Source organism: Paenibacillus sp. L3-i20, assembly GCF_022180385.2.
GTDB lineage: Bacteria > Bacillota > Bacilli > Paenibacillales > Paenibacillaceae > Pristimantibacillus.
Genome location: NZ_BQME02000002.1, coordinates 1,425,601 through 1,442,989 on the forward strand (window position 1 = coordinate 1,425,601; position 17,389 = coordinate 1,442,989).

Annotated in this window: 19 protein-coding genes; 3 read left to right on the plus strand and 16 right to left on the minus strand. The window is 40.5% G+C overall.

Annotated features, from left to right (window positions below; translation table 11 throughout):
• Positions 1-20 precede the first annotated feature (20 nt).
• Positions 21-314, plus strand: coding sequence for a DUF2627 domain-containing protein (locus tag MFF31_RS20250; RefSeq protein WP_238190429.1), 294 nt, complete (start codon positions 21-23; stop codon positions 312-314).
• Positions 315-447: 133 nt separating this feature from the next.
• Positions 448-612: a mechanosensitive ion channel protein MscL gene (locus tag MFF31_RS20255; protein WP_238190431.1), complete on the plus strand. Its 165-nt coding sequence runs from the start codon at positions 448-450 to the stop codon at positions 610-612.
• Positions 613-663: 51 nt separating this feature from the next.
• Here the strand turns inward: MFF31_RS20255 and MFF31_RS20260 are convergent, their stop codons facing one another.
• Entirely contained in the window at positions 664-1,905 is a 1,242-nt protein-coding gene (locus MFF31_RS20260) for an MFS transporter (RefSeq protein WP_248565542.1), read from the minus strand.
• Positions 1,906-2,045: 140 nt separating this feature from the next.
• Here MFF31_RS20260 and MFF31_RS20265 point away from each other — a divergent pair, with 140 nt between their 5' ends.
• Positions 2,046-2,273 carry a hypothetical protein gene (locus MFF31_RS20265; protein ID WP_238190434.1) on the plus strand — a complete coding sequence of 76 codons (228 nt, stop codon included), beginning with the start codon at positions 2,046-2,048 and terminating at the stop codon, positions 2,271-2,273.
• Positions 2,274-2,603: 330 nt separating this feature from the next.
• On the opposite strand, the gene MFF31_RS20270 is transcribed toward MFF31_RS20265, so the two are convergent.
• The 15 genes from MFF31_RS20270 to amaP form a co-directional block, all read right to left on the minus strand.
• Entirely contained in the window at positions 2,604-4,154 is a 1,551-nt protein-coding gene (locus MFF31_RS20270; protein ID WP_248565543.1) for a VanZ family protein, read from the minus strand.
• Positions 4,155-4,314: 160 nt separating this feature from the next.
• The gene (spo0A, locus tag MFF31_RS20275; protein ID WP_238190438.1) at positions 4,315-5,127 is read right to left on the minus strand and encodes a sporulation transcription factor Spo0A; all 813 of its coding nucleotides are present in this window, start codon (positions 5,125-5,127) and stop codon (positions 4,315-4,317) included.
• Between the two features lie 272 nt (positions 5,128-5,399).
• Positions 5,400-6,728 carry a SpoIVB peptidase gene (spoIVB, locus tag MFF31_RS20280; RefSeq protein ID WP_238190440.1) on the minus strand — a complete coding sequence of 443 codons (1,329 nt, stop codon included), beginning with the start codon at positions 6,726-6,728 and terminating at the stop codon, positions 5,400-5,402.
• 123 nt (positions 6,729-6,851) lie between these two features.
• Positions 6,852-8,564 carry a DNA repair protein RecN gene (gene recN / locus MFF31_RS20285; protein WP_238190442.1) on the minus strand — a complete coding sequence of 571 codons (1,713 nt, stop codon included), beginning with the start codon at positions 8,562-8,564 and terminating at the stop codon, positions 6,852-6,854.
• Between the two features lie 15 nt (positions 8,565-8,579).
• Positions 8,580-9,032 carry a transcriptional regulator AhrC/ArgR gene (gene ahrC, locus MFF31_RS20290; protein ID WP_238190444.1) on the minus strand — a complete coding sequence of 151 codons (453 nt, stop codon included), beginning with the start codon at positions 9,030-9,032 and terminating at the stop codon, positions 8,580-8,582.
• Positions 9,033-9,051: 19 nt separating this feature from the next.
• Complete coding sequence (locus MFF31_RS20295; protein WP_248565544.1) at positions 9,052-9,537, minus strand: hypothetical protein; 486 nt, start codon at positions 9,535-9,537, stop codon at positions 9,052-9,054.
• 125 nt (positions 9,538-9,662) lie between these two features.
• Positions 9,663-10,493, minus strand: coding sequence for a TlyA family RNA methyltransferase (locus tag MFF31_RS20300; protein ID WP_238190449.1), 831 nt, complete (start codon positions 10,491-10,493; stop codon positions 9,663-9,665).
• 15 nt (positions 10,494-10,508) lie between these two features.
• Positions 10,509-12,407 (minus strand): 1-deoxy-D-xylulose-5-phosphate synthase, encoded by a 1,899-nt coding sequence (gene dxs, locus MFF31_RS20305; RefSeq protein ID WP_238190451.1) that lies wholly within the window; start codon positions 12,405-12,407, stop codon positions 10,509-10,511.
• Positions 12,408-12,522: 115 nt separating this feature from the next.
• Positions 12,523-13,437 (minus strand): polyprenyl synthetase family protein, encoded by a 915-nt coding sequence (locus MFF31_RS20310; RefSeq protein ID WP_375541337.1) that lies wholly within the window; start codon positions 13,435-13,437, stop codon positions 12,523-12,525.
• A 2-nt stretch (positions 13,438-13,439) separates the two neighbouring features.
• Positions 13,440-13,697 carry an exodeoxyribonuclease VII small subunit gene (gene xseB / locus MFF31_RS20315; protein WP_238190453.1) on the minus strand — a complete coding sequence of 86 codons (258 nt, stop codon included), beginning with the start codon at positions 13,695-13,697 and terminating at the stop codon, positions 13,440-13,442.
• Positions 13,672-15,051: an exodeoxyribonuclease VII large subunit gene (gene xseA, locus MFF31_RS20320; protein ID WP_238190455.1), complete on the minus strand. Its 1,380-nt coding sequence runs from the start codon at positions 15,049-15,051 to the stop codon at positions 13,672-13,674. The genes xseB and xseA overlap by 26 nt, the downstream gene beginning before the upstream one ends.
• 8 nt (positions 15,052-15,059) lie before the next feature.
• Positions 15,060-15,920 (minus strand): bifunctional methylenetetrahydrofolate dehydrogenase/methenyltetrahydrofolate cyclohydrolase FolD, encoded by an 861-nt coding sequence (folD, locus tag MFF31_RS20325; RefSeq protein WP_238190457.1) that lies wholly within the window; start codon positions 15,918-15,920, stop codon positions 15,060-15,062.
• A 56-nt stretch (positions 15,921-15,976) separates the two neighbouring features.
• A complete protein-coding gene (gene nusB / locus MFF31_RS20330) occupies positions 15,977-16,420 on the minus strand; it encodes a transcription antitermination factor NusB (RefSeq protein ID WP_238190459.1) in 444 nt (147 codons plus the stop codon).
• 112 nt (positions 16,421-16,532) lie between these two features.
• On the minus strand, positions 16,533-16,763 hold the full coding sequence (locus MFF31_RS20335) for a DUF2273 domain-containing protein (RefSeq protein WP_238190461.1): 231 nt from the start codon (positions 16,761-16,763) through the stop codon (positions 16,533-16,535).
• A 14-nt stretch (positions 16,764-16,777) separates the two neighbouring features.
• Entirely contained in the window at positions 16,778-17,335 is a 558-nt protein-coding gene (gene amaP / locus MFF31_RS20340) for an alkaline shock response membrane anchor protein AmaP (RefSeq protein ID WP_238190463.1), read from the minus strand.
• Positions 17,336-17,389: the final 54 nt, after the last annotated feature.

Below are 17,389 nucleotides of genomic sequence, written 5' to 3' on the forward strand. Positions count from 1 at the left end.
GAATAAGGAGAAGTTAAGTAATGAAATTAATGATCTCTCGTTTTATCGCCATTTTGTTTCTAGTTATCCCTGGTTTAACTGCATGTTTTGGCTTTTTGAAAATAAAAGATTCATTGTTTAATTATTACTCCCAGTTCGGAAACGATGCGATCACGCCTAACTTCGAATGGCTTACCTTTCTTCTTGGGGTCCTCATGTTCGCTATAGGAGCAGGCTTCATTGGAGGCTGGATCTTCTTCCGAGATCGCAAACGTAATTATGTAGCTCCTAGATTTAAAGAGAAGCGCCCTCGTCCGCCAAAGCCGCAAGGCTAGCGTCGAAGGCGCTTCTTTATTTTACATTGCACAAATAATGTGGACAAAACATTACACTTTTCACAACTTGTTTTGATCCCTATTTAATATTGCTGTCATACAATGGGTTCAACGACAAAAATGAGGTGAAAAGATGAACATTGTATTTGATGTAATTGTTAATGGCAAGATGACAGAAACGATCCGCCCGAACAAATCTCGCATTAGCGAGCTGCAAACTTTTATAGCGGAAGAGTCAGTCAACCTTATTCGCAAGTACGGTAATAACGTATACTTGAGTCGCCGAGTTGAATATTAAAAGCCAGCAGTAATGACTACATACTGATGATATCTGTGCCAGCAGTAATGACTACATACTGATGAAATCCGTGCCAGCAGTTGTCATGCGCTTCCGCTCCTTCATCCAGCTGAGGCCTATTAACGCTAGTGAAGTTGCAACGATGAACATCGGTATAAAAAACAAATGTGAATGATAACCCTTTATAAACAATGGCAGCAAATAACCAACTAGCGTAGCCATTAGCATAATAACTTCATATAAGCTCGCTCCAAATCCACTTCGATGAACAAACATCCGCTGCACATAACCCATCGCTACACCAAATTTAATTGATACAAATAAAGAATATATCGGTTGGATAAGAAAAAACATTGGCAGAGATGACGTTGCAGAATAAACAATGTAGCCTATAATGGCGCACAATCCTCCGATAAATAGCACCTTTTTTGTTCCATATCGCATAGCCCAGTAACCCGCAAGCGTCATAAACAGCAGCTCGAATATCGCTTGTATACTCCACAAATAAGACATCAATTCAGCTCTGCCAAACGTTTCCTTAACGACAAGGGGCAAATATAAACCTCTAATTGCATCAGCACATGCCAATAACAAAATAGCAAAAAGCATCATAAGTGAAAACGGTTCGCCCGAGGCTCCAGAAACTTGTGACGGTTGCCTATTCTTCGTTCCGTCTTCCCTATCTGGTCTATATTCGTTATGGATCAATAGCAGCACAAGCAATATAGCATATCCGCAAAAATTGCCCCAGAGAACGCCTTGAAATGTTGCGATTACATACAGATTTGCACCAATCAACAATCCTACAAAAAAACCAACACTTAAAGATGATCGTAACCAAATTAAACACATCTCGACTAGATCAGGCGCATATTTCGTAAAATGCAAACGTGACATCGCAAACATTTGTCCCATTATTAATCCTGATGGCGCGCTTGCAATGCTCATACTAACGAGCGCTTCCTCAAAGCTATCGGCTCTCATATAAAATAATAACCCAACCATACATATGATTGCAGCGAGCATGGCAAGCAACTTCTTGCTTCTCATTCGGTCACTATATGCTCCGACAGTAATGGTCACCACCATATTTAGCAGTCCGGAAATGGCAAAAACAGCAACAATTTGACCTTTTGTTAATCCAATATGATCGCTTAAATAAATCGAACTCATCGGTGCAAGAATTCCGAGTCCAATGCCATAAAAGAATAAACACAATATTAATCGCTTTGCTCCAGTTACGCGGCTAAACTGTCTTAAGTCCGAAAACAAGCTCAATTGTAATTCACCCATTCTTTCATTTTTACAATTATTAAAACTATAGCATATCGCCTATTTATTTTACATTATAATAAATCATTTTAAGTTGTATTTAGAAGGTTCTATAAGATATGGTTATTCGTAGTAAATCAAAAAAATAAACAGGAGGTAAAATGAACTCTAAAAACAAGTCAGTACGGACACGTTTGATACTTTCAATTCCATCTTTGATTTTCCTAATTATAATGTGCAGCAGTATTTTCTGGATCTCTGATCTTTTTGTTGAAATGGGTTTAAATGCTAAAGATCGTTCTTATATTAACTTAGTAGTAGTCGTTACTTTCCTCATTGGTCTTCTCACAGGAAAACTTCTTGCTGTTCTTCAATCAAAGTATAAATGACGCTCTAACTTCACAAATTGATGAGTTAAAATATGCAGTTTGAAAGTTCCGGGGGCTGCTGCCATCAGAAAGCATTGCATTTAACAGTATTCCTATAATCATAGCAGTTGTAATTGTTGTCGCTGTAGACTTATTGCGCATACCTAAAAACAGAAAATAAATATGAAAATTAGTTTAGCTAAAATCATTTTTTCGCGTTGTAAGGGAAAAGCAAATAAAGTTTAATGGTTTTACTTTTATAATCTTCTAAAAAAATACCATTTCATTATTGGGTTTGAGAGCCAATAATGAAATGGTATCCGTTGAACTATTATTGAGATTTCTTAAACATTACTCATCCTTTTTCGCTTGAGCGAGCTTCTTTTTCAACTTTTCTAGCTCAATGTCTACTTGCTTCGACTGATCATTACTTTCACGCTCATGTAATTCCGGAACAGAATGATTAAAGTGGGAATTGTCATCAACTGCGGCTTCTGTCTGAACATCTTTTGTGTGAAGGTTTTCTGACCGATTATCAACCCTCTGATGTTTTTCTGTCCGTTCCTGCTGCTTAGATTGGTTATTTCTTTCAGCCTCTATCAACGATGCTATCGTATCCTCACTAGGTATAATGCCTGCATCAGAAGTCGGCAACTCCACTTGTTCCTCACTTTTAGAGACAGTAGTGACAACATTTCGTGTTCCGCTGATTCGCTCGTAGAACAAAAGTTTATCACCTTTGAGCATGCTCCAAACGATATGAACCGCAAATACTAGTACAACCATAAAAATAATGATCCTTATACCAACAACAGCTTCGATTGGAATATCACCATAATCAGATATGAAGACCAACAATCTAATCGTACCGAAAATCCCAAAATAGAGCAGTGCATAACGCTTCAGCAAACCTTTCCATGAAATGAATCCTTTTGTATCACGTTTATTATCCTCAACGATATGAATACGTGTAATCCATTTCCCCAACGTCCTGCCGCCAAACATTGCAGGAAATGCAACAAAATAAATAAGTACGGCTATTCCTGACGCTATCATCCAGAACGAAGCTGAGTCTGGGGTTGTTCCTAAAGCTATTGAACCTGATCCATATAAAATAATGTAAATGACGCTAGAAACAATCATCAGAACAAACATATCAATTGCAAACGAGATGCCGCGTCTAATCAGGCCCACTTTCACTTCATTCAGATTAACCTTCTCATCTAATTTGTCTGATCGAGGTAACAAATAATTAAGAATTGGCGCTACAATAAACCCTATAATAACTCCGCTTGTATTCAAAATAAGATCATCAACATCAAATAACCGGTATGGGCACGAATAGAAGCCATATAGACCTGTTACTTGTGTTGTCTCATAAAAGAGCGATACGAGAAAAGCTATAAATGCAGTACCTATCAACCGAAATCTGAAATAATATCGCAAAAAAATACCAAGTGGAATCATTAATACTACATTAAATATAACTTGCAGAAATGATCGTTCCTGTAATAATGCTACATATGAGGACATGCTGTTCCAAGCAAAATTAGTCTCTCTTGCAATATCACTTACAAACGAAAAAGGCTGCAATTGCATATAGGACCAGATAGATCCGTATCCTGTGCAATTATCTATTACCTTGGGTAATGGCAATATGACGAGATAATACGCGGTGATAGAATAGAGCAGCAATGAATACAAAATAACTGCACGCAGCTTATTCACATAGCCATATTTTCTGTACTGCACAATCAAAAATGGAATAGTAAGTGCAAAAGCTAAAAACGGAAACGTAAAAAACGCCTGCTTAATAGGAAATAAATAGTCATTCATGTTGCTAGTTAACCTTCTTTCTTCATCGTTCAATTCCGAGCCTAATTCCTTTCTCCATAGTAACATAGCTTTATTGGATTGAATCTAACAATAATGTAAGGTTTGCCTATCATTGCAACAAAGTCATGCTAATATAGACATTATTTCTACACCTTATGTTAACTAAAGATAAAAAGCCCTGTAAAAAGCCGAATTGGCTTCTACAGGGCTTTCGCGCGTAACTCTCTTATGAAACCTTGTGCTCAATTCTTAGCTTGTCAGCCACCATCGCGATGAACTCCGAGTTAGTAGGCTTGGACTTGCTAATGTTGATTGTGTAGCCAAAGAGGTGGCTGATGCTGTCAATGTTACCGCGTGTCCAAGCTACTTCAATAGCATGGCGGATCGCACGTTCAACGCGGGAAGGCGTTGTTTTGAACTTCTCTGCGATTGCTGGATAGAGCGTTTTCGTAATTGCTCCCAAAATCTCGATATTGTTGTATACCATCGTAATCGCTTCGCGCAAATACTGGTATCCTTTAATATGAGCAGGTACACCAATTTCATGAATAATGCTTGTAATGTTTGCATCCAGGTTTTTGCCTTTCGCAAGCGGTACGACGTTCGATTTAATTGTCGTAGTTCCAGTGCTATAGCTAGCAGTGGATGAGAACGTTGTGTTGCCAACAAGTTGCCGAATACGATTAGCCAATATATCCATATCAAATGGCTTCAATATGTAATAAGAGGCACCCAATTGTACAGCTTTTTGGGTAATGTTTTCTTGGCCAAATGCTGTAAGCATAATAATTTTTGGCATTGGCGACAAGTTCATTTCCTTTAACCTCTCCAACACACCAAGTCCATCCAAGTGAGGCATAATAATATCAAGGATCAACACATCTGGTATATTTCTTGTATGTTCCAGATGTCTGATTACCTCTTCACCGTTATACGCAACACCACTAACATTCATATCACTCTGTTCCGATATGTATTCCGATAACAAGTTTGTAAATTCTCTGTTGTCGTCTGCTAACAATACCTCGATCTTATGCAAAGTCTAATCCTCCTCTAAATGATATTTATGTCATCGTTCATTTGCTGTCTGACTAAAGTTTTCGACACTCAACATAGAATTCCTTCTGTCGAAAATCTTTTTTCTTTATTTTTTTGGAACATTTCGATATAATAAATAATTTATTGCATTAACCGTACTTTTTCGGGTTTGTTCGACAAATTTCAAATTGATCTTTGATAAAAAGAAACGCCTCATGCAGAATAGAAAATCTGCAGAAGACGTTCCTTTAATGCCTAAGAAGCTCAAATCACTTATGCTGCTTCACCAGTACGTTTTAAAGAAGATTTCAATAAAACCCCTGCATCCTGAAGCATCCACTCGATAAAGCATCCATATCCAGAAGATGGATCATTAACAAATACATGTGTGACTGCCCCAACAAGCTTACCATCCTGTAAAATTGGACTACCTGACATTCCTTGTACGATTCCACCCGTTTTACTTAGTAAACGCTTATCAGTTATCTTTATTACCATACCTTTTGTTGCTGGTCCTGATTGCTTGGATACATGTACAATTTCGATATTGAAACGCTCCACCTTCTGTCCATTAACAACAGTAAGTATTTGAGCTGGTCCTTCTTTAACATCCTCAGCAAATGCTACAGGCAAAGATTTAGCGCTGTAACTATGTGTAGGCGCTTCATTCATCTTCCCGAATATTCCGAAGGGTGTATTTCGTTCAATATTGCCTAATATTTTTCCTTCTTTGACGAACTGAGCTCTTTTTTCTCCTGGTTCGCCGGTTTGACTTTTGTTTATGGAAATAACATTTGATTGAAGTATTTGACCTTCTCCTACCTCAATAGGTGTTTGTGTATCCATATCCGTTATAACATGTCCCAATGCCCCGTAGACGCCTTGATCAGGTGCATAAAAGGTTAACGTTCCAACTCCGGCTGCAGAATCACGAATATACAGACCTAATCGCCATGCATGATCATCAGCATCATAAACAGGGCTCAACTTGGTCTGATTAAGCTGCCCACCTCGCTTATATGTTACTTGCAAAGGCTGCTTATCATTTCCAAATCTTTCGCAATGCTCACCAACTTTATGAACTTCATTGATTGGCACATTATTAATACTTACAATCAAATCCCCCATCTTTAAGCCAGCCGCTTCTCCAGGTGATTGCTTGGCACCTTCACGATCCATAACCTGATGATGTCCAACGACTAATATTCCAGCAGATTTGACCTTGACGCCAATAGTCTGTCCTCCAGGTATAACACGAAGATCAGGTACGACATTGACTTTAATCGTTTTGAAAGGGATTTTACCAAATAATTTCACTTTCATGTTGGTTTGACCGCTTTGATTTGGCTGTAGTGAAAATGGTTCGTTCAAATTAACGGATAAGGAATGCTCCGAAGTTCCGTTAATTTGCAGCATTTGTGGATCTACCGTTACCTCCGCATGTACGGGTACTCCATATTGAAGTCGCTTCATTTGGCCAGAGAATAAACGTAGTTCATTCGGGAATGCGGCAAAATGCTGAAACGGAGTGGAGAAACCAACCGTACACACGAGGATAACGAGAACCAAGCCAAACCATCGCTTCCGTTGATTGGAGTTCAATGATTTCACGCTCCCTGTCATTCCATCGCATGACGAAAAAGGATTAATCGCCAATGGCGTACCTTTAAGTTACCCTTCGATCCATCTTTTATGTCCGCAAAAACATTCCCTTATTACCTACCTTTACGCTCCTTTCAGTCCATGTGCTAAATCAAGCATTTCTTGTGCATGATGCCTTGTTTTTTCCGTTATTTCCACCCCGCCAAGCATTCGTGCAAGCTCGTCAATCCGCGCTTCATTAATGAGTTGATTGACGGATGTAGATGTCCGCTCTCCAATCACTTGCTTCTTAATTTCATAATGATGGTCTGACATGCAAGCAACCTGAGGTAAATGTGTGATTGAAAAAACTTGACATTTAGCAGCAAGTCTAGATAATTTCTCTGCAATTGCCTGAGCAGCACGACCACTAACGCCAGTATCCACTTCATCAAAAATAAGTACAGGTATTTGGTCAATTTCAGCAAATATACTTTTGAGTGCCAACATAATACGCGACATTTCTCCACCGGAAGCAATTTTATTCAACGGCTTGAGCGGCTCACCAGGATTAGTGGTGAGCATAAATACAGCAGAATCGATTCCATTAGCATTCATCACTTTTCTTATCGCTGAATAATCTTCCTCTAATGGTCGATCTAATTGAACTTGAAATTTAGCAGCTGGCATTTGAAGTTGCTGCAACTCGACTTCAATCGATTGCGACAATCGTTTCGAAGCATGTAGACGCAGTTGCGACAGTTCATTAGCAAGTTCAGCCACTTGTATAAATTTTTCTTCTTCTTGTTTACGCAATTCTTCGAGCAGTTCATCACGGTTTTCGATTTTATCTCGTTCAGCAGTTGTTTGCTCTAAATAAGCCAATATATCAGGTATCGTTTCCCCATATTTACGTTTTAATCCATTAATTAAATCCAGCCTGTCCTCAATATTAGAAAGCTCCTCTGGATTGGATTCGATCCCATCACGGTAATTACGAAGCTGAAATACGGCGTCTTCTGCTTGATAGAACGCAGATTGCAGCTGTTCAAGCATAGGACCAAGTACTTCTGAATCATAACTTTGAATATCATTTAGCTTTGATATTGCTTTGCTGAAAGCATCTAACCCCTTGCCGCCATACATCAACGCATAAGCCTCTGACACGGCATCTATACGCTTCTCAGCATAAGTAAGCTTTCTACGCTGATCAATTAATACGTCTTCTTCTAATGGCTTAAGATGCGCGCTTGTAATCTCTTCGATTTGAAAACGATATAAATCGAGCATCTGCACATTGTGGCGAGTAGAATCTTCAAGCTCCTTAAGTGAATTACGCACCTGTTGCAATTGCTGATATACATTCTTATATTGTTGCTTCCGTTCAAGCAACAGATCACCACCAAACAGATCAAGCCATTCCAAATGCTGATCCGTACGCAGCAAAGATTGATGTTCATGCTGGCCATGAATATTAACGAGACATTCACCAATTTCCCGAAGCATTGTAATCGTCACCAGTTGACCATTCACACGGCTGCTGCTTTTCCCTTGAGAAGATAATTCACGTCTAATGACTAACATTTCTTCAGAGCTGTATTGAACGCCTAATCGGTCAAGTTGTCTCCATACTGGATGTGTTGGCACTAAATCGAACATTGCCTCCATCTCCGCTTTATCACAACCATATCTAACCATGTCTGCGGAGCCTCTTCCACCAACAACTAAGCTCAGCGCATCAATGATGATTGATTTACCTGCACCTGTTTCTCCAGTTAACACATGAAATCCACGATGAAATGTAACGCTTACTTCTTCGACGACAGCTAAATTACGTATAGATAGCTCGCGCAGCATGGTTTGATCCCCTCTCTAGTTCATTACGGCAAGCAGTCGTTCTACGATGAGTTCGCTCTGCTCCGTAGTACGACAAATAATAAGTATCGTATCATCCCCACAGATCGTGCCCATCACTTCTGTCCATTCCATATTATCGATCATTCCACCAATTGCATTGGCAGTCCCCGGCAAACATTTCAACACAACTAAATTATTCGAGAAATCGATATGCGTAAAGTGATCAAGCATCGCTCTTTTTAGTTTATGTATAGGATTTTGTCGTTGTTGTTCCATTGGCATTGAATAAATATATCGGCCTTCTGTCACTGGCACTTTAACTAGCATCAGTTCCTTAATATCTCGTGATACTGTCGCTTGAGTAACTTGCATACCTGAGCCCCGCAGCGCTTCAACTAGATCTTCCTGTGTTTCAATTTCTCCACCCATAATGATTTCTCTAATTTTAAACTGTCTCATGCTTTTCATATGGTACCCCCATTGATAGTTAATCTCCAAGTTGGAAAGTAATTTTGCGAATGATGCCTTCCTTTGCATCTATAAACAACACACCCGTACAGTCCGGTAGCAATAACGAATATACCAGCAATCTATCCCTTACTCCACTAGCCGTCCAATCCATTGGCAAACGGTCACGTGCAGTCTTCACCACATATGTGCAGTCTTCTTTCTCTGCAATATAATCAATATATATTCGAGAGCCACTTCCAAGTGGCGTATCATCTAACTCAATTGGGATAGGAATTACATGTTTGCCTGATGAGACAACATAACCTGATCGCTCAAGCAATGATACATTCTCATCATTATCTCCAATTGCGCCTCCCTTACCGAGCTTAATCCGATTCACATTAACCGGAGTATGCAACCATCGATAAAAGGCTTTGTATGCCCATATTGCAAGCAAAGAGCCTGCGATTAACATAATTAACCAATCTCCATACGTTTCTATGGCTAACACCTCATTCACCATTGGTCATACAATGAAAGCGAACGTTTGTTTGGTATAAGTTTATCAAATTATGGTCCCGCATGTAAAGTAAAAAAAGATGCCTTACAGTAATTAAACTGATCGGCACCCTTCCTGGTTGCAATTAATTATTTAGTTATTTTGAATGTCCCATTTGCTTGCTCCACCAATTTCTTTAGATCAAATTCATTTGGCACGGCTTCATTGGGTTCATTCATCCATAACCAATATGCGAGAAACTCTATGTTCCCTTCGCCACCAGTAATCGGAGAGAAAGTAACATTTTGTAATTTAAAACCTAGTTCTGACGCGTTATTGAGCACATTTTCAAGTACTTCTAAGTGAACACTTGGCTCTCTAACGACACCAGACTTGCCTACCTTTTCTCTGCCAGCTTCAAATTGCGGTTTAATTAAAGCCACAATTCCTGAACCTTCTGCCATAAGTGTCGATAATGTAGGCAAAATCAGCTTAAGTGAAATAAATGAAACGTCAATACTTGCAAAAGTTGCTGGAGGACCTTCCAACTGCTCTGGCTTCAAGTAACGGAAATTGGTTCTTTCCATTACATTTACTTTCTCATGCTGTCTAAGTGACCAATCCAATTGGTTATATCCTACATCGATTGCATATACATAGGATGCCCCGTTTTGAAGAGCACAGTCCGTAAAACCTCCAGTGGAAGCTCCAATATCCAACATTACTCTGTCTTCGAGCTCAATATTAAACTCGCGTATTGCTTTTTCTAGTTTCAAGCCGCCACGACTGACATAAGGATGGATTGCACCCTTTACCTTAATGTCAGCGATACGCGGAACTTTCATTCCACTTTTGTCTATTGGCTCGTTGTCAACAAGTACAAGACCTGCCATCAACGCTTTTTTCGCCTTCTCCCTACTATCGAAGAAGCCTAGCTCCACAAGAAGCACATCTATTCGTTCTTTCTGAGTGGTTGTCATGGGTCTCCTCGATCGTTACACTTGCTCGGTAACGCGTTTATTGCTGACAGCTAACATCGAGCGCAATTCAGTTGCAACACGATGGGCTGTTAAGCCTATTTCTTCACGTTGCTGCTCTATAGAGCCATGCTCCACGAATAGATCTGGAATGCCAATAATTCGAACAGGAACGTTATATAGACCTTGCTGCGAATAGAATTCAAGAACAGAGCTACCAAAACCGCCTAACTCTGAACCTTCCTCCAACACAATAATCTTTTTGCCCTGTTCTGCTAATGACAATAACATTGTCACATCCAGCGGCTTAATGTATCTTGCGTTTACAACTTCTACCTTAACGCCTTCAATCAATAATTGATCGGCCGCTTGTTCAGCCACACCAATCATTGGGCCAATTGCAAGAACAGCAACAGCATCACCTTCACGAAGCGTTTCCCATGTGCCAATTGGAATCGGCAACGGATCAGCGTCAATTTCAACACCAGCTCCGTTTATTCTTGGATAACGTATAGCAATTGGTCCTTCGTTATAAAGGAAAGCTGTTTTCATCATGCGTCGCAGCTCATTCTCATCTTTAGGCATCATTAGCACTAAATTAGGTAGATGACGTAAAAACGCAATATCATATACGCCTTGATGTGTCTCTCCATCTGGTCCAACAAAACCTGCTCGATCTATTGCAAATACAACGTTTGCATTTTGCCTGCAAATATCGTGTACGACCTGGTCATACGCTCTTTGAAGGAATGTTGAGTACACGGCGTATACAGGCTTAAGACCCTCCATCGCAATTGCAGCAGACATAGTTGCAGCATGTTGCTCAGCAATTCCAACATCAATCATACGTTTTGGATATTTTTTTGCAAAGTCTAGAAGGCCCGAGCCTCCCGGCATTGCAGGTGTAATAGCTACAATTCGCTCATCTTGATCAGCAAGCTCAATGAGCATGTCGCCAAATACTTTCGTATACATTGGCGGCCCTACAGAATTGACCATTTGGCCAGATTCAATCTTGTATGGCGAAGCACCGTGCCACTTATGCGAATCAGCTTCAGCAGGTAAATAACCTTTTCCTTTAATCGTAAGTACATGAACAAGTACTGGGCCAGGCATTGCATCTGCTTGCTTCAAAATATCGATAAGCCCTTCCACATCATGTCCATCCACTGGACCTAAATATGTTAGTCCGAATTGCTCGAACAAAATACCGCTGACTAGCAAATATTTTAGACTGTCCTTTACGCGCTCCGCTGTTTTTGCAAGCTTCCCGCCTATCGCCGGTATTTTGTTCAGCAGATGCTGAAGTTCATCTTTTGCTTTATGGTAGTGACGATCGGTCCTTATTTTACCTAAATAGTGATGCAACGCACCTACATTGGGCGCAATAGACATTTCGTTATCGTTAAGAATGACAATCATCTTCCGTTGCTCATGACCAATATGGTTAAGTGCTTCTAATGCCATACCGCCTGTAAGAGCACCGTCACCGATTACAGCAACTACACGATTACTTTCACCTTTTAGATCTCTGCCTAACGCCATTCCCATTGCAGCAGACAACGATGTACTGCTATGGCCGGCTTCCCAGACATCATGTTCACTTTCAGCTCTTTTAACAAATCCACACAAGCCCTTGTATTTGCGAAGAGTATTAAATCGGTCCATACGTCCTGTCAAAATCTTATGTACATAAGATTGATGACCAACGTCAAATATAAATTTATCATCCGGACTATTAAATAAGTAATGCATAACCAAGGTCAATTCGACGACACCCAAATTGGGAGCAAGATGACCTCCTGTAATGGATAATTTCTCGATAAGAAACTGTCGGATTTCATCGGAAAGCTGCTCTAGTTGAGCAACATTTAGCGTTTTCAAATCTTGAGGTCCATCTATTTGATCCAGCAGCACGTTACTTTCCTCACTTTCGAGAACAGCTATTAACTGTCCTATACACTTCTACATTTTACCTATTATAGCACAATACCATTCAGTTGCCCAATCACTTGAACAATTGTAAAGTCTGTCAATGGTCCCGTTGCACTAAATAATCGGCAATTTGCAACAATCGTTCAGGCTCTGCAAGGTTTGCTTCTAAAATAGCAGTTTTTGCTTCTTGAGTTAACTTTTTAACTAAAGCTACGCTCTCCTCCATCCCTATAAGGAACGGATATGTTACTTTTTGTTGAGCGACATCACTATTCGTTTTTTTACCAAGCTTCTGCTCATCACCAATCAAATCCAATATGTCATCTTGAATCTGGAATGCTAAACCGATATTCCGTCCGTAGAGGGCTAACTTTTCTAGCTGACTTTTATCAGCTCCGCCAACTCGACCGCCAGATACAACAGAAAATACAATTAAATCGCTTGTTTTGTGCAAATGTATATACTCTAACTCGCCAATAGCGGTAATTCCTTGTTCCCCAAGCATGTCTGCGGCTTGCCCGCCAACCATGCCAGATGCTCCCGCAAGAGTAGCCAAATCTTCAACAATTGCCAATGCTATCTCAGGGCTAACATCACTTTGGCGCGCAGCTTGTGGAATTAAACGAAATGCATGTGTAAGCAATGCATCTCCAGCAAGAATTGCCATCGCTTCACCGAACACTTTATGATTTGTAGGTTTTCCACGCCGATAGTCATCATTGTCCATCGCTGGCAAATCATCGTGGATCAAAGAATATGTATGTATATATTCAACAGCACATGCGATAGGCATTGCACTTTCATAGTGCAATGATGAGCCATTTATCGCTTGAGCTGCTGTCAATACAAGGGCAGGTCGAATTCGCTTACCACCTGCATCAAGAGAATATTGCATTGCATCACGAAGCTGCTGTGGTACATCCCATTCTAACGGGAGTGAAGTTTGAAGCGCCAGCCCAATTTGGGCTGCACATTCTTTCAAATAAGTTGAAGTTGCGACGCTAGCGTTCAATCTTATTCCCCTTTGTCTTCGTTTGCTGCAACAAACGTTTTTTTCTCGAAACCTTGCTCTGAATCGATTAACAACTCAATTTTACTCTCGACTTGCTCTAGCTTACCTCCACACAAATGGGAAAGCTTCATACCTTCTTGAAACAATTCGATAGCCATTTCTAAAGGAACGTCACCGTTTTCAAGCTTGGCAACGATAGACTCTAGACGTTCCATCGCTTGCTCAAAACTAAGCTCATCGCTCTTCACTGCTTTTTTCATCGTTCGAACCTCCTGTTAGGGATTGAACGCGGCAAGTCATTCCGCCATGTGCCAGTTTAACTTGAACGTCATCGCCTACCGTTACATCTTCAATGGATTTTATTAACCGATTCTTGTCCACATCATATACAAGACTATAACCTCTTGCCATTACTTTTAGTGGGCTTAACGCATCAAGTTGCTTTATCCCGCTTTGCAAACGCAACTTGCCTGATTTCACCAATGCAGTTGATGCGAGCTCCAACTGATGTGTTGCTCCACTTAACCTCTTAGCCGCATAATTAACGCGCTCACCAGGATGATGTGCAGCCAATTGCGATTGTAGCTTGGCTAGTCGTGCATGCTCCTTCATTGTCAAACGAGAAGTTCTCTCGTTGAGCAATTCCTTCAAACGATCAAGTCGTTGCGCTTGGTCCAACAAATATCTGCGAGGATGTAAGAAAAAAGGTGATCTTCTTACTCGTTGCAAACGTTCTTTATCAATTCGAACAGTTAAGCGCAATGCTGCAATTAATCGCTGCTCCAACCGATTCTTGCTCTGCAAAAGCTCTGTTATTTGAGGAACCGCAAGCTCAGCAGCAGCTGTTGGGGTAGCAGCACGCAAATCAGCAACAAAATCAGCAATCGTAAAATCCGTTTCATGACCAACCGCACTAATAATTGGAATATCGGATTTCACTATCGCTCTTGCAACTGCTTCCTCATTGAATGCCCATAGCTCCTCAAGTGAACCTCCGCCACGCCCAACAATTAATACGTCGCATTCTCCAAATCGGTTCATCGCTTCTATTGCATTCACAATAGCAGGTGCCGCTTGCTTTCCTTGAACTAGAACAGGATAAATATAGATTGGTATTAAAGGGTATCTACGCTGTATAGTCGTAATAATATCCCTTACAGCCGCACCTGTAGGTGAAGTTATGACACCAATTGATTTAGGAAATGGCGGCAATGACCTTTTACGGGCAGAGGCGAACAAACCCTCTTGTTCCAGCTTGCTTTTTAATTGCTCGTACGCAAGATATAAGCTGCCGATTCCGTCAGGTTGCATCGCCATTACATAAAACTGATAGTTACCATCTCGTTCAAAAACAGAAATGTTTCCTCTTGCAATAACTTTAGTACCTTCACGAGGAATAAAAGGAAGCCGTGTATTATGAGAAGCAAACATGACGCATTTCAGCTTACTATCGCTATCTTTAAGAGTAAAATACATATGACCGCTTGAATGATGGGTGAAATTAGATATTTCTCCTCGCAGCCAAACATCACCTAATACATGATCCGTTTCTAATTTCATGCGAATATATTTATTGAGCTCCTTGATGGAGTACACTTTTGGATTAGTTCCCATTAGAAGGTTTACACCTCGATTCCGTTTGCCCTTTTAGCCGCCGTAATCGTGTTTTTCATTAACATAGTTATCGTCATCGGGCCAACACCACCAGGAACTGGTGTAATGTAACTAGCACTATTGATGCAATCATCGAAATCAACATCGCCAGCTAACTTGCCATTTTCAAGACGATTGACCCCAACATCGATTACAATAGCTCCAGGTTTTACAAAGCGGCTGTCGATTGCTTTAGCTTTACCAATTGCAACAACAAGGATGTCCGCCTGTTTCGCGATAACTTCCATGTTAGTCGTTCGAGAGTGGCAAATTGTAACAGTAGCATTCTCGCGCAATAACAACATTGCAACTGGCTTGCCAACAATGTTGCTTCTACCAATAACGACTGCATGTTTGCCCGCAATGTCCACACCGCTCCGTTTTATTAGTTCAATTACACCTGCAGGTGTACATGGCAATAAACTATTGTCACCAATAGTTAAATTACCAACACTTTGCGGATGAAATCCGTCCACATCTTTGTCTATATTAATAGCATCAATTACTGCCTTCTCATTAATATGTTTAGGTAGCGGAAGCTGAACTAGAATACCGTTTATTGAAGATTGTTCGTTCAGACGATCAATAAGTGCAAGTAGATCCATCTCGGATGTATTTTCATCTAAACGATGTACCTCCGAATAGATTCCTAGCTGCCCACATGTTTTTTCTTTGGAGCCTACGTAAACTTTGGATGCAGGGTCTTCACCGACAAGTATAACCGCTAAACCGGGAATAACGTTTTTTTCTTTCAATGCGGTAACTTCTTGAATCAACTCGCCCCGTATTTCTTCAGAAATCTTTTTTCCTTCGATAATGTGTGCGCTCATAACCGCTTCAGACTCCTTTATCCTTTAAGTAGCTTTTTCCCCATAAAAATAATGTTCTATTCTTTTAGTTCATCAATTTCCTGCAACAATTTACCTAAAACACCATTGACGAACTTGCCCGATTCCTCTGTCCCGAAATGTTTTGCAACTTCAATAGCTTCATTAATCGCTGCAACTGGAGGTACATCGTCTCTAAATACCATCTCATAGCAAGCAAGTCTTAGTACTTGTCTATCTACTCGAGACAATCGATCTACCTGCCAACCAGTAAGATATTGTTGAAGCATTCCATCTATAACTTGCTTATTTTCCAGAACGCCGTTCACAAGCTCACGTACAAACTCGTCTGTACTTCCGACTTCTGATGGATCTGCCTCAATTTCATTTTCTTGGCGAAGTTCCTCCATAAGCATATCAATCGCTTCTGACGGAGTTACCTCATTCATTTCCAATTGATAAAGACTTGAAACTGTAATTTCCCTAGATAATCTGCGTTTCATGTGTTCTACACATCCGTTCTTGCCAAATATTTTTTCAGAAAAAAACTATGATCTCCTCCCTGCCCCTAATTAGCGGCTGTCCGAAATCCGGAGTACGGAGGAGACCACAGAATTATCGAAATGGACGAAACCTATCTTGCAGGGCGTACCATAACCTCTGCCAAGAAAATAATTCTCCATTCATTTGCTCTTTCATTTTTCCAATCGAATAACCGATGAAGACAAGCAGTGCTACAAAAAGCATGTCCCAGAAACCAAATGCTAAATAGATGATTCCAAAAAACAAACCCACTGCTGCTCCAACCAAACGTTTCCAATAGATTCCCCAGAACTCCCTCCACATCGGTAAGTTCACCTCTATTCTACGCGGCTTTTGAATGTATTTGCTTGAATAACATTAGCAACAAACACGGCAACATTCGTAACTGGTATTCCCGTGATTTCTTCTATACTCTCTTTAACAGCACGCTGAATTTCTTCAGTTAGAACTGGTATAGCGTGTTCACCATCTATTATTGCACGAAGCACAATTTCAAGACCAGCATCTGTCGCTCGAACTCGCGCTTTTATATCCTTAACACCACGCTGCTTGACTGCAACTTTTAAGGCTAAGTTTTCGATTGTTTCAATGGAAATACGAATGTCTCCAAACTCTGTCCGTTGATCAATCGATTGTGTTGAAGCTGAGTTACGTTGAAGGGATACAATGAAAAATCGGGCACTAACAAGAAACAAAATAATACCCGTCACTCCAACAGTTAGTGAAATGGACTCTTGACGATAGAAATCGCCCAATAGATCAACCATCATAGTATCCGTTATCCATCCAAACCCCAAACTTATCATGAACACCGATACAATCCCGATGACGATGCTGTACAAAAACAAAAGTAGCTTGTCCACAACTTTTATCAACGCAGCCATTCCTCCCGTCAGACCTAATGAAAACCCCCTTGTGCCGAGCGGCAT